At 72.0% G+C, this 22,128-nt stretch carries 22 protein-coding genes; 14 read left to right on the forward strand and 8 right to left on the reverse strand.

Going from position 1 to position 22,128, the window contains the following annotated elements:
- Positions 1-13: 13 nt before the first annotated feature.
- Both M4960_RS09820 and M4960_RS09825 read right to left on the reverse strand, forming a co-directional pair.
- Positions 14-892, reverse strand: coding sequence for an aminoglycoside phosphotransferase family protein (locus M4960_RS09820; protein ID WP_131845877.1), 879 nt, complete (start codon positions 890-892; stop codon positions 14-16).
- 116 nt (positions 893-1,008) lie between these two features.
- Positions 1,009-1,659 carry a ScbR family autoregulator-binding transcription factor gene (locus M4960_RS09825; RefSeq protein WP_248704129.1) on the reverse strand — a complete coding sequence of 217 codons (651 nt, stop codon included), beginning with the start codon at positions 1,657-1,659 and terminating at the stop codon, positions 1,009-1,011.
- Positions 1,660-1,733: 74 nt separating this feature from the next.
- Here M4960_RS09825 and M4960_RS09830 point away from each other — a divergent pair, with 74 nt between their 5' ends.
- Positions 1,734-2,177: a hypothetical protein gene (locus tag M4960_RS09830; RefSeq protein ID WP_123293011.1), complete on the forward strand. Its 444-nt coding sequence runs from the start codon at positions 1,734-1,736 to the stop codon at positions 2,175-2,177.
- A 44-nt stretch (positions 2,178-2,221) separates the two neighbouring features.
- On the opposite strand, the gene M4960_RS09835 is transcribed toward M4960_RS09830, so the two are convergent.
- Both M4960_RS09835 and M4960_RS09840 read right to left on the reverse strand, forming a co-directional pair.
- Positions 2,222-3,376 carry a PP2C family protein-serine/threonine phosphatase gene (locus M4960_RS09835; protein ID WP_248704130.1) on the reverse strand — a complete coding sequence of 385 codons (1,155 nt, stop codon included), beginning with the start codon at positions 3,374-3,376 and terminating at the stop codon, positions 2,222-2,224.
- On the reverse strand, positions 3,373-4,149 hold the full coding sequence (locus tag M4960_RS09840) for a ThuA domain-containing protein (protein ID WP_248704131.1): 777 nt from the start codon (positions 4,147-4,149) through the stop codon (positions 3,373-3,375). Before M4960_RS09840 ends, M4960_RS09835 begins: the two co-directional genes overlap by 4 nt.
- An 89-nt stretch (positions 4,150-4,238) precedes the next feature.
- On the opposite strand from M4960_RS09840, the gene M4960_RS09845 reads away from it, so the two are divergent.
- Positions 4,239-4,691: a DUF3817 domain-containing protein gene (locus tag M4960_RS09845; protein WP_131877800.1), complete on the forward strand. Its 453-nt coding sequence runs from the start codon at positions 4,239-4,241 to the stop codon at positions 4,689-4,691.
- Between the two features lie 133 nt (positions 4,692-4,824).
- Here M4960_RS09845 and M4960_RS09850 read toward each other — a convergent pair whose 3' ends face one another.
- A complete protein-coding gene (locus M4960_RS09850) occupies positions 4,825-7,035 on the reverse strand; it encodes an NADP-dependent isocitrate dehydrogenase (RefSeq protein WP_248704132.1) in 2,211 nt (736 codons plus the stop codon).
- Positions 7,036-7,228: 193 nt separating this feature from the next.
- Here M4960_RS09850 and M4960_RS09855 point away from each other — a divergent pair, with 193 nt between their 5' ends.
- Positions 7,229-7,594 (forward strand): hypothetical protein, encoded by a 366-nt coding sequence (locus M4960_RS09855; RefSeq protein ID WP_248704133.1) that lies wholly within the window; start codon positions 7,229-7,231, stop codon positions 7,592-7,594.
- Between the two features lie 146 nt (positions 7,595-7,740).
- On the forward strand, positions 7,741-9,432 hold the full coding sequence (locus tag M4960_RS09860; RefSeq protein ID WP_248704134.1) for a sodium:proton antiporter: 1,692 nt from the start codon (positions 7,741-7,743) through the stop codon (positions 9,430-9,432).
- Positions 9,433-9,447: 15 nt separating this feature from the next.
- On the opposite strand, the gene M4960_RS09865 is transcribed toward M4960_RS09860, so the two are convergent.
- Complete coding sequence (locus M4960_RS09865; protein WP_159572463.1) at positions 9,448-9,942, reverse strand: hypothetical protein; 495 nt, start codon at positions 9,940-9,942, stop codon at positions 9,448-9,450.
- 161 nt (positions 9,943-10,103) lie between these two features.
- Here M4960_RS09865 and M4960_RS09870 point away from each other — a divergent pair, with 161 nt between their 5' ends.
- The 7 genes from M4960_RS09870 (at position 10,104) to pucL (ending at position 16,940) form a co-directional block, all read left to right on the forward strand.
- The gene (locus tag M4960_RS09870) at positions 10,104-11,111 is read left to right on the forward strand and encodes a M23 family metallopeptidase (protein ID WP_248704135.1); all 1,008 of its coding nucleotides are present in this window, start codon (positions 10,104-10,106) and stop codon (positions 11,109-11,111) included.
- A 140-nt stretch (positions 11,112-11,251) separates the two neighbouring features.
- On the forward strand, positions 11,252-12,511 hold the full coding sequence (locus M4960_RS09875; RefSeq protein ID WP_123339379.1) for a hemolysin family protein: 1,260 nt from the start codon (positions 11,252-11,254) through the stop codon (positions 12,509-12,511).
- 114 nt (positions 12,512-12,625) lie between these two features.
- Positions 12,626-13,537: a helix-turn-helix transcriptional regulator gene (locus M4960_RS09880; RefSeq protein WP_111083595.1), complete on the forward strand. Its 912-nt coding sequence runs from the start codon at positions 12,626-12,628 to the stop codon at positions 13,535-13,537.
- A 40-nt stretch (positions 13,538-13,577) separates the two neighbouring features.
- Positions 13,578-14,360, forward strand: a complete 783-nt coding sequence (locus M4960_RS09885) for a class I SAM-dependent methyltransferase (RefSeq protein ID WP_248704136.1) — start codon at positions 13,578-13,580, stop codon at positions 14,358-14,360.
- Between the two features lie 182 nt (positions 14,361-14,542).
- Entirely contained in the window at positions 14,543-15,025 is a 483-nt protein-coding gene (locus M4960_RS09890; RefSeq protein ID WP_123293001.1) for an FBP domain-containing protein, read from the forward strand.
- A 185-nt stretch (positions 15,026-15,210) separates the two neighbouring features.
- Complete coding sequence (gene uraD / locus M4960_RS19710; RefSeq protein WP_308222008.1) at positions 15,211-16,017, forward strand: 2-oxo-4-hydroxy-4-carboxy-5-ureidoimidazoline decarboxylase; 807 nt, start codon at positions 15,211-15,213, stop codon at positions 16,015-16,017.
- A 5-nt stretch (positions 16,018-16,022) separates the two neighbouring features.
- On the forward strand, positions 16,023-16,940 hold the full coding sequence (gene pucL / locus M4960_RS09905) for a factor-independent urate hydroxylase (protein ID WP_248704137.1): 918 nt from the start codon (positions 16,023-16,025) through the stop codon (positions 16,938-16,940).
- On the opposite strand, the gene M4960_RS09910 is transcribed toward pucL, so the two are convergent.
- Together M4960_RS09910 and M4960_RS09915 are read right to left on the reverse strand one after the other, a co-directional pair.
- The gene (locus M4960_RS09910) at positions 16,937-18,343 is read right to left on the reverse strand and encodes a nucleobase:cation symporter-2 family protein (RefSeq protein WP_248704138.1); all 1,407 of its coding nucleotides are present in this window, start codon (positions 18,341-18,343) and stop codon (positions 16,937-16,939) included. The genes pucL and M4960_RS09910 overlap by 4 nt on opposite strands.
- A gap of 178 nt (positions 18,344-18,521) precedes the next feature.
- Positions 18,522-19,508: an aldo/keto reductase gene (locus tag M4960_RS09915; protein ID WP_248704139.1), complete on the reverse strand. Its 987-nt coding sequence runs from the start codon at positions 19,506-19,508 to the stop codon at positions 18,522-18,524.
- A 128-nt stretch (positions 19,509-19,636) separates the two neighbouring features.
- Between M4960_RS09915 and M4960_RS09920 the strand changes: the two genes are divergently transcribed.
- From M4960_RS09920 to M4960_RS09930, 3 genes are read left to right on the forward strand one after another with little or no spacing between them, the layout of a single operon-like run.
- Complete coding sequence (locus M4960_RS09920) at positions 19,637-20,176, forward strand: acyl-CoA thioesterase (protein ID WP_134194474.1); 540 nt, start codon at positions 19,637-19,639, stop codon at positions 20,174-20,176.
- A 59-nt stretch (positions 20,177-20,235) separates the two neighbouring features.
- A complete protein-coding gene (locus M4960_RS09925; protein WP_159572479.1) occupies positions 20,236-20,472 on the forward strand; it encodes a hypothetical protein in 237 nt (78 codons plus the stop codon).
- On the forward strand, positions 20,469-22,007 hold the full coding sequence (locus tag M4960_RS09930) for an FAD-binding oxidoreductase (protein ID WP_248704140.1): 1,539 nt from the start codon (positions 20,469-20,471) through the stop codon (positions 22,005-22,007). The genes M4960_RS09925 and M4960_RS09930 overlap by 4 nt, the downstream gene beginning before the upstream one ends.
- The last annotated feature ends 121 nt before the right edge of the window (positions 22,008-22,128 follow it).

Below are 22,128 nucleotides of genomic sequence, written 5' to 3' on the forward strand. Positions count from 1 at the left end.
GCCCCGCGGGGTCTCAGCCGTCCAGCACCGCGTCGATGCTGCGCCGCGCGACGCTCCGGAAGGCGCGTTCGTCGGACGTCGCGAGCGCGGAGGCGAGCGCGATCGCCCACCCGCGCGCGCGTCCCCAGGTGACGTCCGGAGCGGCGACCAGCGTCCGGAACGCGTGGCGGGCCTCCCGGTCGAGCGTCAGCCAGGCGGTGGCGAGGTCGACGGCGGGGTCCCCCGAGGTCACGTCGCCGAAGTCGACGACCGCCGACAGGCGTTCGTCGCCGTCCGGCGTGCGGTCCACGAGCAGGTTGAACGGGTGCAGGTCGCCGTGCACCCAGACGGGAGGCCCGGTGTGCGTCGGCAGCGCCGCCGCGGTCCGCCAGACCGCTGCCAGCTCCACGGCCCGGGGCACGTCCTGCGTGGCGAGTCGCTTCAGGACGGCGTCGCTGCGCGTCGCCAGCGGCACCGCACGGAACGGGTTCGCCGGAGCATCCGCCGGAGCCGGCACGTGCAGCAGTCGCACGAACTCCGCGAGGGCCTCGGCGACCCGGACACCCGCAGCACGCTCACCGACGGGTGCTCCCGGGAGCCACGGGACGATGCTCCACGACCAGGGGTACCCGAGCGCCGGACGGCCCACGCGCACCGGAGCCGGCACCGGGACGACGGGTGCGACGCGGACGGCGATCTCCGGCAGCCACCGCTGCTCGTGCTCGACCAGGCGTGCCGCGAGCTCCCGACGCGGCAACCGCACGGCGTGCTCGTCGCCGAGTCGCACGATGACGTTGTCCCAGCCGTTCGCGACGACCACGAGCGTCAGGTCCGCCAGGTCGGGGTGCTGGGCGTGCAGCAGGGCCCGGACGAGCGGGACGTCGACGTCGACCTCTGCCGGTGGTGTGGGCACCGGCTCAGGCTAGTGGGCCGGTGGACACATGCCCGCGAACGGGGGCGGGTGCGGAAACCGACCGCTGGGTATCCTCGTGAAGCGGTGACGTGGGTGTTTCCCTGGGGGGACCCGCGTCATTCCGGCGCGATGATGGCGACGAGTCGCGGGACCTCTGGCCGGAGGCGTTCGGTGACGAGCGCGGCCAGCAGCACCGTCCAGAGTTCCCGCAGGCGTTCGTACAGGTCGGTGCGGTCGGCGAGCACGTCCGACACCGTCTGCACGCCCGTGTACGCGGGGATGACGACGCGTCCGACCATGTCCGGGTCCCACCGCGGGTCGACCTCGCCGGCGTCGATCGCCTGGCGGACGGTCTGTGCGATGAGCGCCATCCAGTCGGTGTACGGGTCCTGACGGGGGACGTCGTGCGTCGCGACCTCGGTCGACAGACGGATGCCGGCGCTCACGACGACCTCGGTGACCATCTGGGTCGCCAGTCCCTGCGACATCCACATGAGGGCTTCGAGCGGCGTCCGGCTCCGGGCGACCGCGGCCTCGCCGTAGCGCCGCGAGACCTCGTGCTGCTGCGCGATCACGGCACCGGCGAGGTCGGCCTTCGACGCGAAGTGGAAGTACAGCGCGCCCTTGGTCAGCCCGATCCGCTCGGCGACGCCGTCCATCGACGTGCCGAGGTACCCGCGCTCGTCGAACTCGGCGGCCGCGGCCCCGATGATCGCCGCGCGGGTCTCGAGCGCCCGCTGCTGCCGAGTGCGTCCGTCCTGCGCCATCACCTCCCGATCGTAGTCCCGCTCCGGGGCTGCGCACGGCCCGCGTTCGGGCGGGTGCCCTACGGTTGGCCGCCATGGACGGATGGCGGAACCCCGCGCGGTGGGCGCGGACCGGACGGTGGCTGCTGCTGCCGATCGCGGTGCTCGACTGGGTGGCCCTCGCGCCGCAGACCATCGTCGTGCTCGCGTTCCTGATCGCCGTCGTCGGCCTCGCCGGGATGGCAGCCGCGCTCGTCGTGCACATGCTCGGGCGCTCCCGCGGGGTGATGGCGCTGCTCGGTGTCGTCCTGCTGCTCGGCGGGCTCGTGGTGTTCGGCCTCGACCCGTTCCCCGCATCGTTCCCGCTCATCGACGCGTGGTGGCCCGAGTCGATCACGCAGCCGCAGGTGGTCGGCAGTGCCTACTGGCAGCTCGCCGGCCTCGGCATCGAGCTCGCGGGCTTCGGACTGCTGGCCACGCTGCTCGTCGTCGCGCTCACCGGCGCACCGCGATCACGGCAGGACCGCTTCCGCTCCTGACCGCGGCGCACGACTGCGGCAGCGACGTCGTCAGCGGACGGTGTTCAGCGCCGCCCGAGCACGACCAGCGTCACGTCGTGGGCTGCGCCGGCCGGCACGAGGGCGCGGACCCGTTCGACGACCGCGGCACCGGTCGGCTCGGCAGCGACCAGGGCGGCCAGGTCGTCGAGGTGGCTGATCCCCTCGAGCGCCAGGACGCCCTCGGTGCACACCACCAGCCGGTCGCCCGCCGCCAGGTCGAGCGTGGCGGGGGACCGCGGCACGGACTCCGGCTGCAGGCCGAGCGGCAGGTCGAGCGAGTGCAGCGCCCGGCTGGTGCCGTCGGCGCGGACGAGCACCGCGAGGCCGTGGCCGGCGTCCCCGAAGACGACGTGCCCCGACGTCGGGTCGAGCCGCAGGTGGAAGAGCGAGCCGACGGCGTCCGCAGCGGACAGGTCGGCGGTGATCTGGGCCTCCAGGCCGCCGATCGCGTCCTGCATGGCGGTCTCGGTGCGTGCGACGACGGCTCCGCGGACCGCGGAGGCCAACAGGCCGGACGCGCGTCCGGCCGCCGCGACGCTGCCCATGGTGACGTGCAGCGCACCGTCGGTGGCGAGTCGCCAGTCGGCGACGTCCCCGCCGCCGTCCTCGGTGCGGAGCACCAGGGTGTCGAGGTCGTGTCCGGGGACCTCGACGGGTCCGGGGACCAGGCCCTCGAGCACGCGGGTCACCCGATCGCGGTCGATCGCGTGGCCGAGTTCGCGCTCCGCCCACCGTGCGAGGTCACGCAGCAGGTCGAGGTCGGCCGCCGACAGCTCGCGCGGGGTCGCGTCCATGATGCAGAGCGTGCCGACACGGGTGCCGTCGAGCATCGACAACGGGGCTCCGGCGTAGAACCGGATGCCCTGCTCGGTGACCGCTGCCAGGTCGCGGAACCGGGGGTCCAGCAGCGCGTCCGGCACCACCATCGGCTCGTTCGTGAGCACCGTCGTCGAGCAGAAGACCTGCTCCGCCGGGGCGCTCCCGCCCTGCCGCCAGCCCTGCGTCGACTGCGCCGTCACGACGTTGCCGTGCACCAGGTTCAGGAACGTCAGCGGGACCCCGAACGCCTCTTGGGTCATGCGGGTGATGCGGTCGAACCGCTCCTCCGGGCCACTGCCGAGGACACCGAGTGCCTCGACGACGGCGGTCCGGTGCGCGGCGGGGTCCAGCTGGGTCATGCGCCCTGTCTACCCGCACCCTCCGTCAGGAACCAGTCCCGCGGGTGCTGGTCGGCCGTCAACTCGCGTCGCTCGGACACCGGAGCGGCCCACGCCGCCGCGTTCGACAGCACGCGCTGGATGTCCGGGTGGTGGTAGACGGGGTACTCCTGGTCGCCGGGGGAGAAGTAGAAGACCTTCCCCAGACCGCGGCGGTAGGCGACCCCGGACCGGAAGACCTCGCCGCCGGCGAAGGTCGACAGGAAGACCTCTTCGTCGGGGCGCGGGATGTCGAAGAACTCGCCGTACATCTCCTGCCGGTCGATCACGATCGGGTGCGGCACCCCGGCGGCGATCGGGTGCTCCGGCGCGATCGTCCAGACGAGTTCGCGCTCGCCGTCGTTGCGCCACTTCAGCGAGCAGGTGGTGCCCATCAGGCGCTTGAACGGCTTCGAGTAGTGCCCGGAGTGCAGCACCACCAGGCCCATGCCGGCGTGCACGGCGTCGACGACCAGGTCGACCACGGCGTCGCTGACGTCGTCGTGGGCGGCGTGGCCCCACCAGAACAGGACGTCGGTCGTGGCCAGGCGCTCGGCGGTGATGCCGTGGTCGGGCTCCTGCAGCGTGGCGGTGCTCACGGTGGCGTCGGGGTGGTGCTCGCGGAGCGCTGCCGCGATCACGGTGTGCATGCCGTCGGGGTAGTGCCCGATGACCGTCGCGTCACCGCGGGTCTCGTGCACGTTCTCGTTCCAGACGACGATGTTCAGGGGACGGTTCTCGGTCGGCACTGACATGGCTCCAACGCTAGCCTCCCCGGGCGTCGAATCGATACGACCACCGGAGTGTCGGGGGTTTCCCGGGACACGTCCGCGACGATGTGGGCATGACTCCCCGCTCCCTGTTCCGTGCCGCCGCGGTCGCCGAACTCGTGACCTGGACCATGCTCATCGCCGGGATGGTGCTCAAGTACGGCCTGGACGCCGGCGACTGGGGCGTCCGGATCGGCGGCGGAGTGCACGGCTTCGTGTTCCTGGCCTACCTCGTCGTGACGACCGTCGTCGCGGTCAACCAGCGCTGGACCCTCGGGGCACTCGTGCTCGGCTGGGCGAGTGCCGTCGTGCCGTACGCCACGGTGCCGTTCGAGGTCGCGGTCGCCCGACGCGGCATGCTCGAGGGCCCGTGGCGCCGCTCACCCGACGCGCGCTCGGGCTTCTGGGACCGTCTGCTGTTCTTCGTGGTGCGTCGCCCGGCGGTCGCGGTCGTCATCGGGGTCGTGGCGGTCGCTCTGGTCTTCGTGGTGCTGCTGGCGGCGGGCCCGCCCCGCGTGACTTCGTGAGCAGAAATGGTCGGGTTCGTGATGCGGACCCGACCATTTCTGCTCACGATGCGCGGCCCTGGTCGCGACCACGGACGGACGGGAGGCCCGGTGCCAGCTGGCACCGGGCCTCCCGTCCGTCAGGTGCGTGCGTCTAGAGCGCGGCGAGCGTCGCGTTCAACGTGGCGGACGGGCGCATGACCGCGCTCGTCTTGGCGTCGTCGGGGCGGTAGTAGCCGCCGATGTCGGCCGGGTGGCCCTGCACGCCGTTCAACTCCTCGACGATCTGCTGCTCCTGCGCGTCGAGCTTGCCCGCGATCTCGGCGAACGACGCTGCGAGCTCGGTGTCCGTCGTCTGCGCTGCGAGCTCTTCGGCCCAGTACTTCGCCAGGTAGAAGTGGCTGCCGCGGTTGTCGATCGAGCCGAGCTTGCGGCCTGGGGACTTGTCCTGCTCGAGGAAGGTCCCGGTGGCACGGTCGAGCGTCTCACCGAGGACCTTCGCCCGCTCGTTGCCCGTCACGCCGGCGAGGTGCTCGAGGCTGACCGCCAGGGCCAGGAACTCGCCGAGGCTGTCCCAGCGCAGGTAGTTCTGCTGCACGAGCTGCTGGACGTGCTTCGGGGCGGAGCCGCCGGCACCGGTCTCGAACAGGCCGCCGCCACCGAGCAGCGGGACGACGGAGAGCATCTTCGCCGAGGTGCCGAGCTCCATGATCGGGAACAGGTCGGTCAGGTAGTCGCGCAGGACGTTGCCCGTGACGGAGATGGTGTCCTCGCCGCGGCGGATGCGCTCGAGCGAGAAGCGCATGGCGTCCTCCGGCGAGAGGATCTCGATCTGCAGGCCCTCGGTGTCGAGCTCGCCCAGGTACTGGCGGACCAGACCGATCAGGTTCGCATCGTGCGCCCGGGTCTCGTCGAGCCAGAACACGGCCGGGGTCTCCGAGGCGCGAGCACGGGTGACCGCGAGCTTGACCCAGTCGCGGATGGCGATGTCCTTGGTCTGGCAGGCGCGCCAGATGTCACCGGGCTCGACGTCGTGCTCGATGACGACGTCACCGGCGGCGTTCGTCACGCGGACGGCGCCGGTGCCGGGGACCTCGAAGGTCTTGTCGTGCGAGCCGTACTCCTCGGCCTTCAGCGCCATGAGCCCGACGTTGGGCACGGAGCCCATCGTCGCCGGGTCGAAGGCACCGTTGACGCGGCAGTCGTCGATCACGGTCTGGTAGATGCCGGCGTAGCTCGAGTCCGGGATCACGGCGAGGGTGTCGTGCTCGTCGCCGTCCGGACCCCACATGTGGCCGGAGGTGCGGATCATCGCGGGCATCGAGGCGTCCACGATGACGTCGCTCGGGACGTGCAGGTTCGTGATGCCCTTGTCCGAGTCGACCATCGCGAGCTCGGGACCCGCGGCGATGCCGTCGGTGAAGGCCTGCTTGATCTCCGCGCCGTTCGGCAGGGCGTCGAGCCCCGCGAGGATCGAACCGAGGCCGTCGTTCGGGGTGAGTCCGGCGGCGGCCAGGTCGGCACCGAAGCGCTCGAACACCGACGGGAAGAACGCCTTGATGACGTGGCCGAAGATGATCGGGTCGGAGACCTTCATCATCGTCGCCTTGAGGTGCACGGAGAACAGGATGTCCTCGGCTGCGGCGCGCTGGATCTGGTCCTGCAGGAAGGCCTCGAGTGCGGCGACGTGCAGCACGGTGCCGTCGACGACCTCGCCCTGCACGACGGGGATCGACTGCTTGAGGACCTGGGTCTCGCCGCCCTCGGCGACGAACGTGATCGTCAGGACGTCGTCGGCGGGGGCGATCCAGGACTTCTCGTTCGAGCGGAAGTCGTCGACGCCCATCGTGACGACGTTCGTCTTCGAGTCGCTGCTCCACGCACCCATGCGGTGCGGGTGCTTCCGGGCGTAGTTCTTGACGGACAGGGGCGCGCGGCGGTCGGAGTTGCCCTCGCGCAGCACGGGGTTGACAGCGCTGCCCTGGACGCGGCCGTAGCGGGCGCGGGCGTCGCGCTGCTCGTCCGTCGTGGGCTCGTCCGGGTAGTCCGGCAGGTCGTAGCCCTGCGACTGCAGTTCCTTGATCGCGACCTTGAGCTGCGGGATCGACGCCGAGATGTTCGGCAGCTTGATGATGTTCGCTTCGGGGGTCTTCGCGAGCTCGCCGAGCTCGGCCAGGGCATCGTCCACGCGCTGCTCGTCGGTGAGCCGCTCCGGGAACTGGGCGATGATCCGGCCGGCGAGCGAGATGTCGCGGGTCTCGACGTCGACACCAGCGGTGCCGGCGAAGGCCTGGATGACCGGGAGGAAGGAGTGGGTGGCGAGGAACGGCGCCTCGTCCGTGAGGGTGTAGATGATCTTGGCCATGCTGGCGGGTACTCCCTTGTTCGACCGTCGGTACGTCCACGCTACTCGTGGTGCGGGATGTCTCGACATCAAGATACATGGTCCGGCCTGCGTCCGGCAGGTACTCGGCAGACGTCCTGGAGGCGCACTGTCGGCTCATAGGAACGCTCGGTGGACTGGTCTTCCGCAGTTCCAGAGCCGCAGGAGGGCGATCATGGCGACGACACGTGTGACACCGGAGGACTTCGGGTGGACCGCGGAAGACCTCCGCTCGGCCTACGCCTCGGACGGCAGCGGCCCGTACCGGTACGCGCCGGATGGCTCGGGGCCGTTCTCTTACGACGTCGACGGTTCCGGACCGTGGCTCGTCGGGCCGGAGCCCCGCCGCGGACTGGCCCGGTTCGCCCCGCGTGACCGCGGTGGACGCTCCCGACTCCGCCGCATCGGCACAGCGGTGAGCGCCGGGGCGCTGGCGCTCGTGCTCGCCGTCGGCAGCGTCGCGGTCGTCGCCCACACCGCTCCTCCACACCCTTCGGTCCAGGCGGGGTCTCTCCACAGCGGTGAGCCCGACAGGACCTGAACGCCCGGGCGGTCGCGCCCACCGCACCGTGTCGGCCCCGCCGCGCGGTGCGCGGGTGACCACCGCGTGCGCGCCTACTGCGCCGCACGGAACCGCCAACCGCGCACGGGATGACGACGCACGCACGGTGGTGCCACGCTGGACCGGTGACCGAACTCCTCGTCGTGGGCGTGATCGCCCTGATCGCCATCGCCGGTGCCGCCGTGCTCGGGCCCCGCATCGGGGTCGCGGCACCGCTCGTGCTCGTCGTCGTCGGGATCATCGCGAGCCTGCTGCCGTTCATCCCGGACGCGAAGATCGAGCCGGAGTGGATCCTCGCCGGGGTCCTACCGCCGCTGTTGTACTCGTCGGCGGTCTCGATGCCGTCGATGAACTTCCGGCGCGAGTTCGGCGCCATCAGTGGCCTGTCGGTGCTGCTCGTCATCGCGTCGAGCCTGGTGCTCGGCCTGTTCTTCGCCTGGGTGGTGCCGGACCTCGGCTTCTGGTGGGGGATCGCCCTCGGGGCGATCGTCAGTCCCACCGACGCCGTCGCCACGTCGATCGTCAAGCAGACCTCGGTGTCGCGCCGGGCGATCTCGATCCTCGACGGTGAATCGCTCCTCAACGACGCCACCGCACTGGTGCTCCTGCGGACGGCCATCGTGGCCGCTGCCGCGTCGTTCTCGTTCTGGGGAGCGCTCGGCGACTTCGCGGGCGCCGTGGCCATCGCGGTGGTCATCGGCTGGTTCGTCGGCTGGCTGAACGTGTTCGTGCGCTCCCGGGTGCCGAGCGCAGCGGTGAACACGGCGCTGTCCTTCGCGGTGCCGTTCGTCGCCGCGGTACCGACCGAGCACTTCGGCGGGTCAGGACTCGTCGCCGCTGTCGTCGCGGGGCTGTTCACCGGCATCGTCGGACCGCGCAAGCTCCCGCCGGGGCACCGACTGTCCGACGCGCAGAACTGGCAGACCATCGAGCTCGTGCTCGAGGGCGCGGTGTTCCTGACGATGGGGCTCGAACTCGCGACGATCCTCCGCGACGTGCAGGAGGACCACTCCGGCATCGGCCCGGCGCTGCTCATCGCCGTCGGCGCCCTCGTGCTCACCGTGCTCGTCCGGACCGCGTACGTCGTGCCGCTCCTGTTCGCGCTGTCGGCGGCCGCCAAGCGCGGTGAGCGGATGCAGGACCGCTTCGCCGAGATGCACGCCGGCGACCGCGACGCGATGAGCGAGGTGATCCGCGAGCACCGACCGGGCAACCGGGCGCCGTCGGAACGCGAACTCGACCGGTTCACGACACGCGTCCGGCGAACCCTGGCGGACATCGCGTACTACACGACGGCACCGCTGGGCTGGCGCGAGGGCACGGCGGTGGTCTGGGCGGGCATGCGCGGCGCGGTGACCGTCGCGGCGGCGCAGACCCTGCCGACGGACACTCCGGAACGGTCGCTCCTGGTGTTCGTCGCGTTCGCGGTGGCCCTGCTCTCGCTCGTCGTGCAGGGCAGCACGATCGGCCCGCTGCTCCGTCGGATCGCCGCACCGGCACCGGACACCGCCGCGAAGGACACCGAGGAGCGCAAGCGGCTGCTCGAGCTCATGCGGACGGCGGCCGAGGACGTCCCCGGCACTCGCGAGGCCGGCCCTCGTGCGCGCGAAGAGCTCGAGGCAGCCGACCCGGCCGAGCTCCGGGCGTGGATGGGACGCGAGAAGGCCCGACGGCTCGCGGTGCTCGAGGCGCAGCGTGCGGCGATCCTCGACGCCCGCGACGACGGTTCCTTCGACGCCGAGGTGCTCGAGTCGATGCTGCAGAACCTCGACGCCGAGCAGATCGCCCTCGAGCTCCGTGGGGCACCTGCCCGCTGACGGCAGTCCCGCCGGTCAGGTGCCGATCGACACGCGGAACACCCGGACGCCGGCGGCCCGGAGTGCTGCGAGCCCGAGCCGCATCCGCATGCTGCGGAACGGCCGCTCGAACCCCGACGGCGCCGATGCGGCGTCGATCTGGTGGAGCACCTCGGACGTCAGGGTGCGCTCGACCTTGGGCGCGAGCCGTGTCAGTCCCGAGACCGTCACCACGATCCGGACGGCGTGCTGCACGAGCAGCGGATCGATGAGCTCAGCGGCCGCCTGCGCACGGTGGAACGCGGGGTCGTCACCGGGGCGCCGGATCGCGATGACCGCGAGTTCGGCGTCCCAGGTCTCCTCCGGGTCCGGCAGGTCGTCGACCCCGATGACCCGCATGCGTGCGGCATCGATGCCCGCGCGCACCGCGGCGGCGCGGAGCACGGGCAGGAGTTCCTGGGTGCCGGCGAGCACGACGTCGGCGGTGCCGAGGTCGACCTGCGCGGGCCGCTCTCGCGGCGATCGGGCCATGGTGCGGGTCCTTCCGTCGCTTTCCCACGACGCTACCGATGTCGGACGGTCGGGGGACGTCGGGGCCCGCGGTGATCAGGTGCCTCCCAGCCCCGCGGTAACGAAAAGATCACGGTGGGGCCTGTACAAAGCGACAGAGTCGTGCAGAATGGTGGGCGGCCATGACGACTGCACCCGAACTCGACCAGCACCCGGAGACCCCGGTGGTGCACCTGTCCCGTCGCGCTGCCCTCGAGGCCGAGCGTGCCGCAGCCCGGAAGCCCCAGCGCCGAGCGGAGAAGCCCGCCAAGGCAGTGAAGGTCGCGAAGCCGGCCAAGGTCGCGAAGCCCGTCGGCCGCCGCGCCACCGCAGCCCGCGCGACGACCGAGCACGTCGACACCCGCATCACGCGCGTGGTCCGCCGCCCCGCTGCCACCGTGACGAGCGTCGCGAAGGCCCCACGGGCCTCCCGGTCCGGTCGTGCCGGACGGATCACCCTGACCAGCGCTGCTGCGGCGATCGCGATGTTCGCCGCCTCGGCGATGCCCGCCCACGCCAGCGCCGGCACCTCGATGGCGACCTCGACCATCGCGCCGATCGTGCGCACCCAGGACTACGCGGTCACCCAGGCGGTCACCGCGACCGGGCTCGACCGCGACGGGTTCACCGTCGGCGGCGGTACGACGCGCCGGATCGTCACCACAGGCGGCACGGCCGACACGAGTGGCATCGCGGGCGAAGCCGTCTCGTACGGCGGCGCGGTCCGCTCCCCGTTCCCCGGCCCGGTGCAGATGAGCTCGGGCTTCGGCTACCGCTCGGCACCGTGCGGCGCGTGCTCCTCGCTGCATCAGGGCCTCGACTTCACGCCCGGTATGGGCACGGCCATCGGTGCCGTCGCCGCGGGCACCGTCCGGATCTCGGGCACGTACTTCTCGTACGGCAACGCCGTGATCATCGACCACGAGATCGACGGCCGCCAGGTGTCGACGCTGTACGGGCACATGATCCCGGGGTCGTCGCCGCTCAAGGTCGGGGACCAGGTCGAGGCCGGCGAGTTCATCGGGCTCGTGGGTTCCTCCGGTGTCTCGACCGGCGCGCACCTGCACCTCGAGGTCCTGATGGACGGCGTGACCCCGATCGACCCCGAGGCGTGGCTCGAAGCCCGCATCGGCCGCTCGCTCACGACCTAGCACCGCACCACGCATCCCGGACGCACAGCAGACGTCGAGCGCTGGTGGGGTGACGTCCCAGCTGCCCTGTGCAGACTCACAGGCATGGACGATCACCACAGACCGCCCGCCCGTCGTCGATCCGAGGAAGCTGCCCGCTGATGGGCGCCGACACCTGGATCGCCTTCGGGCTCGTCATCCTCTTCGTGCTCGTCGGCGGAGTGTTCGCCGCCGCCGAGATCGCACTCGTCTCGCTCCGCGAGTCGCAACTGCAGCAACTCGAACGCCGGGGCTCCCGTGGCCTGCGGGTCGCCGAACTCGGGCGTGACCCGAACCGGTTCCTCGCGGCCGTGCAGATCGGCGTGACCGTCGCCGGGTTCTTCTCCGCCGCGTACGGCGCCTCGTCGATCGCGCCCGACGTCGCACCCGTGTTCACCGGGCTCGGACTCGGCCAGGGAGCCGCCGAGACGGTCGCCCTCGTGTTGATGACCCTCGTCATCGCCTACCTGTCGCTCGTGTTCGGCGAGCTCGTGCCGAAGCGACTCGCCCTGCAGCGCGCCGAGGGCTTCTCGATGCTCGTCGCACCGACCCTCGACCGCTTCGCGACCCTGATGCGCCCGGTGATCTGGGTGCTGTCGGCCTCGACGAACCTGGTCGTCCGCGCACTCGGTGGCGACCCGAACGCCCGCAGCGAGTCGATGAGCACCGAGGAGCTCCGCGGCCTCGTCGACGAGCACACCGGCGTCGACGAACAGGGCCGCCGGATCGCCCGGAGTGCGCTGGACGCCGGTGACCGGATCCTGCGCGAGTCGATGCGCCCCTGGTACGACGTGTCCACGATCGACGCCGCGCTGACCATCGCCGAGGCCACCGACCACGCGATCGAGGTCGGGCACACCCGGTACCTCGTGACCTCCGGCGGGCGCGACGAGGTCGACGGCTTCGTGCACCTCCGCGACCTGCTCCGTCCGAGCGACCCGTCCGCACCGGTGTCGACCCTGGTACGCCCGGTGCTGGCACTGCCGGAGACGAAGTCGCTGTCGAGCGCGATCGCGGACATGCGGACCGACGGGCACCAGATCGCCCTGGTGGTGGACGAGTACGGCGGCAGTGCGGGCATGGTCACGCTCGAGGCGCTGCTCGAGGACCTCGTCGGCCGTATTCGCGACGAGTACGACGAACCCACGGCCGAGCACGACGGCGTGGACGGGTCCACGGTGCTCGAGGACCTCGTCGCCGACGGCGGTCCGGCGCTGCCCGACGGTGACTACGAGACCGTCGGCGGCCTCGTCCAGGTCCACCTGGACCGCGTGCCGGAAGTCGGCGACGTCGTCGCTGCCGGTGGACACCGCCTCGAGGTGACCGCCATGGACGGTCACCGCGTGGCGCGCGTCCGGATCACGGCCGACGTCACGCTCTGAACTCCGCGCAGCTGACCTGGAGGCCCGTGGCGGCGCCGCCACGGGCCTCCCGTCCGCCCGGCGGGTACCGCCAGTGCCTGCCGGACGGACAGCGCCGCCACGTACGCTCTCCCCATGGGTATCGACGTGCGCAACGAGATCCGCGACTTCCTGTCCTCCCGGCGAGCGCGGCTCACCCCCGAGCAGGTCGGCATGCCGTCGTTCGGCGGCGGGGTCCGACGCGTCCCCGGGCTGCGGCGGCACGAGGTCGCGATGCTCGCCGGCGTGAGCGTCGACTACTACACACGGCTCGAGCGCGGATCGCTCAAGGGGGTCTCGGACAGCGTGCTCGAGGGCCTCGCGAGCGCCCTGCAGCTCGACGAGGACGAGCGCGTCCACCTGTGGGACCTCACCCGACTGGCCAACTCCGGCGTCAAGACGATGCACCGCACCGTCCCCACCCGGGTCCGCCCCGGCGTCCAGCGCCTGCTCGACGCCATCACCGGCGCGCCTGCCTGGGTGCGGAACGAACGCGGTGACGTCGTCGCGACGAACGAGCTCGGTCGCGCGCTGTACTCGCCCATGTTCGCCGGCCCGGGGCGCCCCGTGAACACCGCACGCTTCACGTTCCTCGACCCCGCGGCCCGAGACTTCTTCCCGGACTGGGCGCAGACCGCGAAGGACGCCGTCGCCGTGCTCCGGGCAGCCGCGGTGTCGAACCCGTGCGAGCCCGGACTCATCACCCTGGTCGGGGAGCTCTCCACGCGCAGCGAGGAGTTCCGCGGCTGGTGGGCCGCGCACGACGTCCGGCTGCAGCGCGCCGGCGGGAAGCGCATCGACCACCCGATCGTCGGCGAGCTGCGCCTGGCGTACGAGGCGCTCGACCTGGTCGCCGACCCCGGCCTGACGTTGTTCACGTACTCGGCCGAGCCGGGCAGCGAGTCCGAGCGGTCACTGGCCCTGCTCGGCACCTGGGCCGCGACGGAACGGGCCGAGCAGTACGCGGCCCTGCGCGCGGCGGAGTCCGAGTCCGAGTCGGTCGACTGAACCGCTGGTCGGCCCGGCGCACGGTTCGTAGGCTGGGGACGTGACCAGGACGACGGACGGATCAGCGGGGGACGCCGACTACGCCCGCATCGGGCAGGACTACCGGCAGTACCGGCGCCCCGAACCGACGTTCGCCCGGGCGATCGCGAAGGCCCTCGGCGACGCCCGCACCGTCCTCAACGTGGGTGCCGATGCCGGATCCTACGAGCCGACCGATCGCGACGTCACGGCCGTCGAACCCTCGACGTCGATGCGCGCCCAACGACCGGACACCCTGTCGACGGCGATCGACGCCACCGCCGAGGACCTGCCCTTCGACGACGACACGTTCGACGCCGCGATGACGACGTTCTCGGTGCACCAGTGGGGCGACCTCGAGCGCGGGCTGGCCGAGCTGCGCCGGGTGACCCGGGGTCCGATCGTGATCCTGACGTGCGACCCGGCCCGCGTCGAGGACTTCTGGCTCGCCGAGTACGCACCAGAGGTGATGGCGACCGAGGCCCGGCGCTACCCGGCGCTCGACCGCATCGCCGCCGCACTGGGCGACGACACCGTCACGAACACCCCGCTGCCGATCCCGTTCACGTGCGTCGACGGCTTCTCCGAGGCGTACTACGCCCGGCCGGAGCGCCTGCTCGACCCGGGCGCCCGGAAGGCGAACTCGGCGTGGAGCTTCGTCGACGAGCTCACCGCACGGCGATCGGTGGCCGCCCTCCGTACCGCGCTCGACTCCGGCGAGTGGGACCGGCGGCACGGGGCGCTGCGGATCCGGCCGACCTACGAGGGCGCCCTCGTCCTGGTGACGGCCGTCCCCACCGCTTGACACGTCGACGTAGGCTGGGCGCGTGAGCTTCCAGGAGGTGGTCGGCGCCCGTAGCGCCGGCATCAGGGCGTGAGGCCCCCGGTCGTGCCCGCAGGCACGGCCGCCCTCGTCGAACCCTGACCTCCTTCCGCCCGGTGCGGTGTGCGTCCGCACGCCCCGGGCCCGCTCGAAAGCGATGCACCATGCTCCCCATCACGGAGAAGACCCTCCGCACGTCCTTCGTCAACGCCTCCCGCAAGGAGACGACCGACATCACGCTGCCCGCCGACTTCGAGACGATCGACTGGGACGCGCTCGACTTCCTGGGCTGGCGCGACCCGAAGATCGGTCGGCGTGCGTACGCCGTCGTGCCGACGCTCGAGGGAACGCTCGTCGGCATCGTGTTCCGGCAGGCCGAGGCCTCGTCGCGCTCGCGCGCCCAGTGCTCGTGGTGCCAGGACGTCAAGCTGCCGAACGACGTCGTGTTCTACAGCGCGAAGCGGTCCGGCAAGGCGGGGCGGAACGGCGACACCGTCGGCACGCTCGTCTGCCAGGACTTCCAGTGCTCGCGGAACGTCCGGAAGCTGCCGCCGCCCGCCTACGAGGGCTACGACGTCGAGGCCGCACGCCTGCGGCGCATCGAGGACCTGCAGCTGCGCGCAGCGTCCTTCGCCACGGAGGTCTGAGCCGCCGAGGTCTGAGCCGCCGGCGTCTCGCGTCCGCAACGCGACGGACGGCGGACGGGAGGCGCGGGGCGGGGCCGCCACGGGCCTCCCGTCCGGCAGACGCGACCGTTTCAGGGCCGCGGGTCGCGTTGCGGGGGAAACCGCCCGGTAACGCGGGTGAAACGGTCGTTCCGTAGCCTCGGCACATGGACCTCGGCGACCTCGGCGACCTCGACGACGCGACCGCCCCCGACGCTGCCGCGGTGATCCGGGGATGGGCCGACGTGCCCGCGTGGGTCGACGCCCTGGTGGCCGCGCGCCCGTTCGGCACCGTGTCGGCGCTGCTCGACCGGGCACGTGCCGAGTCGGCGTCGTGGGGTGCGCCGGAGCTCGACCACGCCCTCGCGCAGCACCCGCGGATCGGTGAGCGGACGACCGATGCCTCATCGGCTCGTGAACAGTCGTCGATGCGCACCGCCGGCGACGAGGTGGCCGGCCGGATCGCCGACGGCAACGTCGCGTACGAACAGCGGTTCGGCCGCGTGTTCCTGGTGCGGGCCGCCGGACGGACGCCCGAGGAGCTGCTGGCCGAGCTCGACCGGCGCCTCGCGGGCGACCCGGCGGTCGAGACGCGTGAGGCCGCCGCTGCCCTGTCCGACATCGCCCTGCACCGCATCCGTGCGACCTTCGCCGTGCCGCACCTGACCACGCACGTGCTCGACGCCACCACCGGCACCCCGGCGGTCGGCGTCGGCCTGACGCTCAGCACCGTGGACGGTGACGTCGTCGCGACCGGCTCGACCGATACCGACGGCCGTGCGGCACTCGGCCCCGACGTGCTCGCGCGCACCGACCACGTGCTGCGCTTCGACACCGGCCCGTACTTCGCCGCCGCCGGGGTGCCGACCTTCCACCCGTTCGTGACCGTGGCGTTCCGCGTCACGGGAACCGAGCACCTGCACGTCCCGCTGCTGCTGAGCCCCTTCGCCTACAGCACCTACCGAGGGAGTTGACCGCCATGTCGGAGACCACCGTCCACCTGGGACCGAACAAGTACGGCAAGGCCGAGAACCGCCTGGTGCGGGTGACCCGGCACGGGGACCGGCACGAGATCGCCGACCTGACCGTGACGTCGCAGCTCATCGGCGAGGCGTTCGCCGGGTCGTTCACCAGCGGCGACAACTCCCGGATCGTCGCGACGGACACCCAGAAGAACACCGTGTTCGCCCTGTCGAAGGAGCACGGCGTCGGAGCTCCGGAGGACTTCCTCGCCCTGCTCGCCGACCAGTTCACGAGCGAGTTCGACTGGGTCGAGGGCGGGCTCTGGCAGGCGGAGGTGCACCCGTGGGAACGCATCACGGTCGACGGACAGCCGCACGACCACTCGTTCCGACGCACCGGCACGGGCACCCGCCTGGCGACGGTGCACGTCGAGGGCGGCGAGCGCCACGTCACCGGCGGGGTCAAGGACCTGGTCGTCCTGAAGTCGACCGGCTCCGAGTTCCACGGGTTCCCGCGGTCGCGGTTCACGACCCTGCCGGAGACGACGGACCGGATCATGGCGACCGAGGTCACGGCGCGGTGGCGGTACCTGCCGTCCGCCGTCGAGGCCGGGATCGACTACGACGCCCTGTACGAGGAGGTCGTCGCCGTGATGCTCGAGCAGTTCGCCACGGTGCACTCGCTCGCCCTGCAGCAGACGCTGTGGGAGATGGGGCGGGCGGCGATCGAACTGCGGCCCGAACTCGCCGAGGTGCGGTTCGCGATGCCGAACAAGCACCACTTCGTCGTGGACCTGTCGCCGTTCGACCTGACGAACGAGAACGAGGTGTTCATCGCGGCCGACCGTCCCTACGGGCTGATCGAGGGGACGGTCGTCCGCGACGGCGTGGCCGAGGCGCCCCGTGCGTGGGAGAACCTGCCCGCCTTCGTCTAGGCCGAGGGCTCCTCGCGCGGCAGCGCGATCGGCGCCGTCGACCGCACCCCGTCGTACGAACCGACCGCCGGGTCCTCGCCGTACCGCTCGGCGACCGAGCGGGACCCGAGCAGCAGGTTGAGCAGGATCGCCGCGACGGCGCCGGCCGAGATCCCCGAGTCGAACACCAGCGTGAACCAGGTCGGGAACTGCCCGTAGATGTCCGGGGCGACGGTCGGCAGCAGCGCGATGCCGAGCGGCAGCGCCACCACGAGGACGTTCCGGTTGTCGAACCGCACCTTCGACAGCGTCCTGATGCCCGACGCCGCGACCATGCCGAACAGCGCGACACCGGCACCGCCGAGCACCGCGTGCGGGATCGCCTCGACCACCGCGGCCACCTTCGGCACCAGGCCGAGCACGACGAGGATGCCGCCGGCCGCCGTCGCCACGTACCGGGAGCGAACGCCGGTCAGTGCGACGAGCCCGACGTTCTGCGCGAACGCCGTGTACGGGAACGTGTTGAACACCCCGCCGACGACGGTGCCGAGTCCGTCCGCGCGCAGACCGTCGGCGAGCGTGCGCTTCGACACCGGGCGGCCGGTGACCTCGCCGACCGCGATCATGTCGCCGGTGGTCTCGGTCATGATCACCAGCCCGACGACGAGCATCGACACGATCGAGGCGAGGTCGAACGTCGGCAACCCGAAGTGGAACGGGGTCACGAACGCGAACCAGCCCGCGTCACCGATGCCCGACCCGTCGACCATGCCGGGGACGAACAGCGCCACGACTGTGCCGAGCAGCAGTCCGATCAGCACCGAGACCCGGGCGAGACCGCGCGGGGCGAACCGTTCGACCAGGACGATCGCGAGCAGGACCCCGGCGGCGAACGCGACGTCGAGCGGGTCGGCAGCGCCGTCCTTCCCGCCGTCGGTGACCCAGCCGGCGGCGACGCTCATGAGCGACAGGCCGATGATCAGGATGACCGTGCCGGTGACGATCGGTGGGAACAGGCGGACGAGCTGCGCGAACCACGGTGCGACGACCACCATGAAGACACCGCAGGCGATCGTCGCCCCGTAGACGGCGGTGATGCCGTGCTCGGTGCCGATCGCGATCATCGGGCCGACCGCGGCGAAGGTGACGCCCTGCACGAGCGGCAGCCGGACCCCGAACCGCCAGAAGCCGACGGACTGCACGATCGTCGCGAGGCCCGCGACGAACAGGTCCGCGCTGATGAGGAACGCCAGGTCGGCACTGTCGAAGCCGAGCGCACCGCCGACGATGAGCGGGACGGCGATCGCGCCCGCGTACATCGCGAGCACGTGCTGCAGGCCGAGCGGCAGGAGTCTCGCAAGTGGTGGGACGGAGTCCACTCCGCCGTCACTCCGGGTCGTGCGCGGTGTCTTCTCGGTCGTCATGGCGTCCCCTTCGAGCGGTGGTTTCCCTGTGCTCCGGACGCTATGCAGCCCGTGTTTCCCCGGGATGACGGACGTGGGTCGCGTCGGTCACCGGGCTCCGGCCCGAAACGCACGCCGAGACGGACGGGAGGCCCGTGGCGGATGCGCCACGGGCCTCCCGTTTCGAACGATGTCGCGTCTACCGACCGATGGTCGACATGTCGGGGTAGCGGTCACCGGTCGGGACCGGCAGCGCCGACAGGCGCGCGACCTGGTCCGCGGTGAGGGTCAGGTCGGCGGCGCCGACGTTCTCCTCGAGGCGGGAGACCCGCTTCGTGCCGGGGATCGGCACGATGTCGTCGCCCTGGGCGAGCAGCCAGGCGAGCGACACCTGCGCCGGGGTCGCGTCGGCCTCGGTCGCGATCTCCTTGACCGCGTCGACGATCCGCATGTTCAGCGCGAACGCCGCTTCCTGGAAACGCGGGTTCGCCAGGCGGAAGTCGTCGGAGTCCAGGTCGGACGGCTTCGTGATCGCACCGGTCAGGAAGCCGCGGCCGAGCGGCGAGTACGGCACGAGGCCGATCCCGAGCTCACGCAGGGTGTCGAGCACGTCGCCCTCGGGGTCGCGCGTCCACAGCGAGTACTCGCTCTGCAGGGCGGTGATCGGGTGCACCGCGTGGGCCTTGCGGATGGTCTCCGGACCCGCCTCGGACAGGCCGATGTGCCGGATCTTGCCCTCCTGCACGAAGCCGGCGAGCTGGCCGATGACGTCCTCGATCGGGACGGCCGGGTCGACGCGGTGCTGGTAGTACAGGTCGATGTGGTCGGTGCCGAGGCGCCGCAGGGACCCCTCGAGGGCCTCGCGCACGGACTCCGGTGCGGAGCTGATGCCGCGGCCGGTGGCGGGCGTCTCCTCACCGGCGGTGTGGGTGATGAGTCCGAACTTCGTCGCGATCACGACGTCGTCGCGGCGGTCGGCGAGGGCCCGGCGGAGCAGGTCCTCGTTCGTGTAGGGGCCGTACGCCTCGGCCGTGTCGAACAGGGTGACGCCGAGGTCGATTGCGCGGTGGATGGTGCGGATCGACTCCGCGTCGTCGGTGCCGGCGCCCGTGTAGAAGGCGCTCATGCCCATGGTGCCGAGGCCGACGGGTCCGACCTCGAGGTCTGCGAGCTTGCGTGTCTGCATGGTGCAGGTCTACTCCGGGAGCACCGCTCGGAGGAAGGCACTGCCTGTGCCGGTCAGACACGGGCACCGTTCGTGTGGATCCTCCAAGGTCCACGCGGGGCAGCGCGGCCTTCTGGTGTGATCGGGGCGTGAACCTGTACTTCCGGCTGTTCCTGTTGCGCCTGCGTGTCCGGCTCCGCCCGACGACGGGTGGACGGCGGCCGTCGCTCTGGGACGAGGCACGCACACCGTTCCGCGTGACCCTGACCGACCTCGACCCGCTGCGGCACGTCAACAACGGGAAGTACCTGTCGATGCTCGACCTCGGGCGGCTCGACCTGATGCTGCGGTCGGGGTTCTGGGGGGCGATCGCGGAGCGCGGCTGGTACCCGGTCGTCTCGGCGCAGACCATCACGTACAAGCGGTCCCTGACACTCGGGCAGCGGTTCGAGCTCGTGACCCGGGTGCTCGGCGTCGACGACCGGGCCGTGTACCTGGAGCAGACCTTCGTCCGTCGCGGAGCCGTCGTCGCCCGTGCCGTCGTGCAGGCGCGGTTCCTGCGACGCTCCGGCGGGACCGTCCCGATGACGGACCTGCTCGACGCCGTGGGCGGAGCACCGGCCGACCGCGAACTGCCCGCGTGGGTGCACGGGTGGGCGGGCGCCGTTCGGATCAGCAGCGCGGCGTAGTCACGGCGGCGGTACGCTCGGAGGCCGGGGTGGATGCCCCGGGACGGAAGGGGAACGTCATGGTCGTCATGTGGATCGTCATCGGAGTGGTCGTGGCCATCGCCGCGCTGCTCACCGTGCTCGAGGTGCAGAACCGCCGTCGCGCGAAGCGCCTCGCCCACCTCGAACCCGTCGACCCGACCCTCGGAGCCCGATCCCTCGCCGACGCCGAGGCGGCGCACTCGATGACCGAGGGCCTCGCGAAGTCCGCACACCCCGGCATCACCGGTGCCAGCGGGGGACTCGCCGGCTCGTGAGCCGCACGTCGACCCGGCGCGCCCTGCTCGCCGGGGGCGTCGGACTCGGGCTCGCCGGGGTCCTGGCAGCGTGCAGCCGGCCGGGTCCCGCTCCGTCGGGTTCGCCGAGACCGACCGCCAGCAGCTCGCCCGAGCCGACGAGCACGCCGACACCCGGTGGCCCCGACTCGTGGCACGCCCTCGCCGCCGCCGTCTCCGGCACGGTGCTCCGGTCCGGGTCGAACGGCTGGGACAGCGCGCGCGTGCTCGAGAACCCGCGGTACGACGACGCCGACCCGCAGGGCATCCTGCGCGTCGCCGGGGTCGCGGACGTGCAGGCCGGTCTCGCCTTCGCGCGGAACACCCGCACACCCGTCGCACTGCGAGCGGGCGGGCACTCGTACACCGGCTGGTCGGCCGGCGGCGCACCCGGGACCGACGTCCCGCGGTCGCTCGTGATCAGCACGCAGGACCTCGACGGCATCGAACTGCACGACGACGACACCGTCACGATCGGCCCGGGCGCGCAGCTCGGGGACGTCTACGCCGCGCTGGCGAAGGCCGGACGAGCGATCGGCGCCGGCTCCTGTCCGACCGTCGGCATCGGCGGGCTCACCCTCGGCGGTGGGGTCGGCGTGCTCGTCCGCTCGTTCGGGCTGACCTGCGACCAGCTCACCGGCGTGACGCTCGTCACTCCGGACGGCGCCGTGCACGAGGTCTCGACGTCCAGCGAACCGGACCTGTTCTGGGCCTGCCGCGGTGGGGGCGGTGGAACCGTCGGCGTCGTGACCGCACTGACGTACCGGACGCAGGCCGCGCCTCCCGTCCTGCTCTTCAGCATCACGTTCGCGTGGTCGGCCGCCGCTGCCGTGGTGCGCGCCTGGCAGGACTGGGCGCCCACCGCCGACCCGAAGCTGTGGTCGACGCTCAAGCTGCTGAACGGCAGTCGGCACACCGCGCCGACGGTCACCGTGACCGGCGTGTGGACCGGATCGAAGACCGGCGCCGACACCTCCGTCGACGGTTTCATCGCCGCCACCGGTGCGAAGCCCCTCGCCCACACCGGGCAGGTGCTCACCTACGGTGCCGCGATGTCGGCGCTGGCGGGGAAGCCGCAGCGGGTGTCCGAGGCAGCGACGTCGTCGATCGGATCGGCGAAGCTCACCGACGCGCAGATCGACGTGCTCGTCGCCCGGGCGGCCGCGGCGGGCGACGTCGACGGCAACCTCGAGGGCGGGGTCGCGCTCGACGCCCTCGGCGGCGTCGTGGCGGACATCGGCCGGACCGACTCGGCGTTCCCGTGGCGATCCGCGCTCATGACCGTGCAGTACACCGCGGTCTTCGCCGACGGCGCGGACCCCGCACCGTTCGACGCGTACGTGCGGGGGTTCCGACGGGCCATGCGGCCGGCGTGGGGCGACGCGGCGTACGCGAACTACTGCGACGCGGCCATCACGGACCCGTCGGCGTACTTCGGGGACAACACCTCGCGTCTGCACCGCATCGCCGAGCAGGCCGATCCGACGGGCGTGCTCGACCAGCCGAACTGGGTCTGACGCACGGTCCGGGGACGGCGCGCGGTCCGGGTTTCGGCCCCAGCGACACTTCACGCGTCCGGCACCCCGTGAACTGTCGCTCAGCGCGAAACTCGACCGGGCCCACGGCCGGCCGACCGCG

Source organism: Curtobacterium sp. MWU13-2055, assembly GCF_023242305.1.
In the GTDB taxonomy this organism is placed as follows: Bacteria; Actinomycetota; Actinomycetes; order Actinomycetales; family Microbacteriaceae; genus Curtobacterium.

Excerpts from the sequence above, each read along its gene's own strand:
- M4960_RS09825 (WP_248704129.1), bottom strand. The coding sequence starts at position 1,659 with ATGGCGCAGGACGGACGCACTCGGCAGCAGCGGGCGCTCGAGACCCGC.
- M4960_RS09830 (WP_123293011.1), top strand. The coding sequence starts at position 1,734 with ATGGACGGATGGCGGAACCCCGCGCGGTGGGCGCGGACCGGACGGTGG.
- M4960_RS09835 (WP_248704130.1), bottom strand. The coding sequence starts at position 3,376 with ATGACCCAGCTGGACCCCGCCGCGCACCGGACCGCCGTCGTCGAGGCA.
- M4960_RS09840 (WP_248704131.1), bottom strand. The coding sequence starts at position 4,149 with ATGTCAGTGCCGACCGAGAACCGTCCCCTGAACATCGTCGTCTGGAAC.
- M4960_RS09845 (WP_131877800.1), top strand. The coding sequence starts at position 4,239 with ATGACTCCCCGCTCCCTGTTCCGTGCCGCCGCGGTCGCCGAACTCGTG.
- M4960_RS09850 (WP_248704132.1), bottom strand. The coding sequence starts at position 7,035 with ATGGCCAAGATCATCTACACCCTCACGGACGAGGCGCCGTTCCTCGCC.
- M4960_RS09855 (WP_248704133.1), top strand. The coding sequence starts at position 7,229 with ATGGCGACGACACGTGTGACACCGGAGGACTTCGGGTGGACCGCGGAA.
- M4960_RS09865 (WP_159572463.1), bottom strand. The coding sequence starts at position 9,942 with ATGGCCCGATCGCCGCGAGAGCGGCCCGCGCAGGTCGACCTCGGCACC.
- M4960_RS09870 (WP_248704135.1), top strand. The coding sequence starts at position 10,104 with ATGACGACTGCACCCGAACTCGACCAGCACCCGGAGACCCCGGTGGTG.
- M4960_RS09875 (WP_123339379.1), top strand. The coding sequence starts at position 11,252 with ATGGGCGCCGACACCTGGATCGCCTTCGGGCTCGTCATCCTCTTCGTG.
- M4960_RS09880 (WP_111083595.1), top strand. The coding sequence starts at position 12,626 with ATGGGTATCGACGTGCGCAACGAGATCCGCGACTTCCTGTCCTCCCGG.
- M4960_RS09890 (WP_123293001.1), top strand. The coding sequence starts at position 14,543 with ATGCTCCCCATCACGGAGAAGACCCTCCGCACGTCCTTCGTCAACGCC.
- uraD (WP_308222008.1), top strand. The coding sequence starts at position 15,211 with ATGGACCTCGGCGACCTCGGCGACCTCGACGACGCGACCGCCCCCGAC.
- pucL (WP_248704137.1), top strand. The coding sequence starts at position 16,023 with ATGTCGGAGACCACCGTCCACCTGGGACCGAACAAGTACGGCAAGGCC.
- M4960_RS09910 (WP_248704138.1), bottom strand. The coding sequence starts at position 18,343 with ATGACGACCGAGAAGACACCGCGCACGACCCGGAGTGACGGCGGAGTG.
- M4960_RS09915 (WP_248704139.1), bottom strand. The coding sequence starts at position 19,508 with ATGCAGACACGCAAGCTCGCAGACCTCGAGGTCGGACCCGTCGGCCTC.
- M4960_RS09925 (WP_159572479.1), top strand. The coding sequence starts at position 20,236 with ATGGTCGTCATGTGGATCGTCATCGGAGTGGTCGTGGCCATCGCCGCG.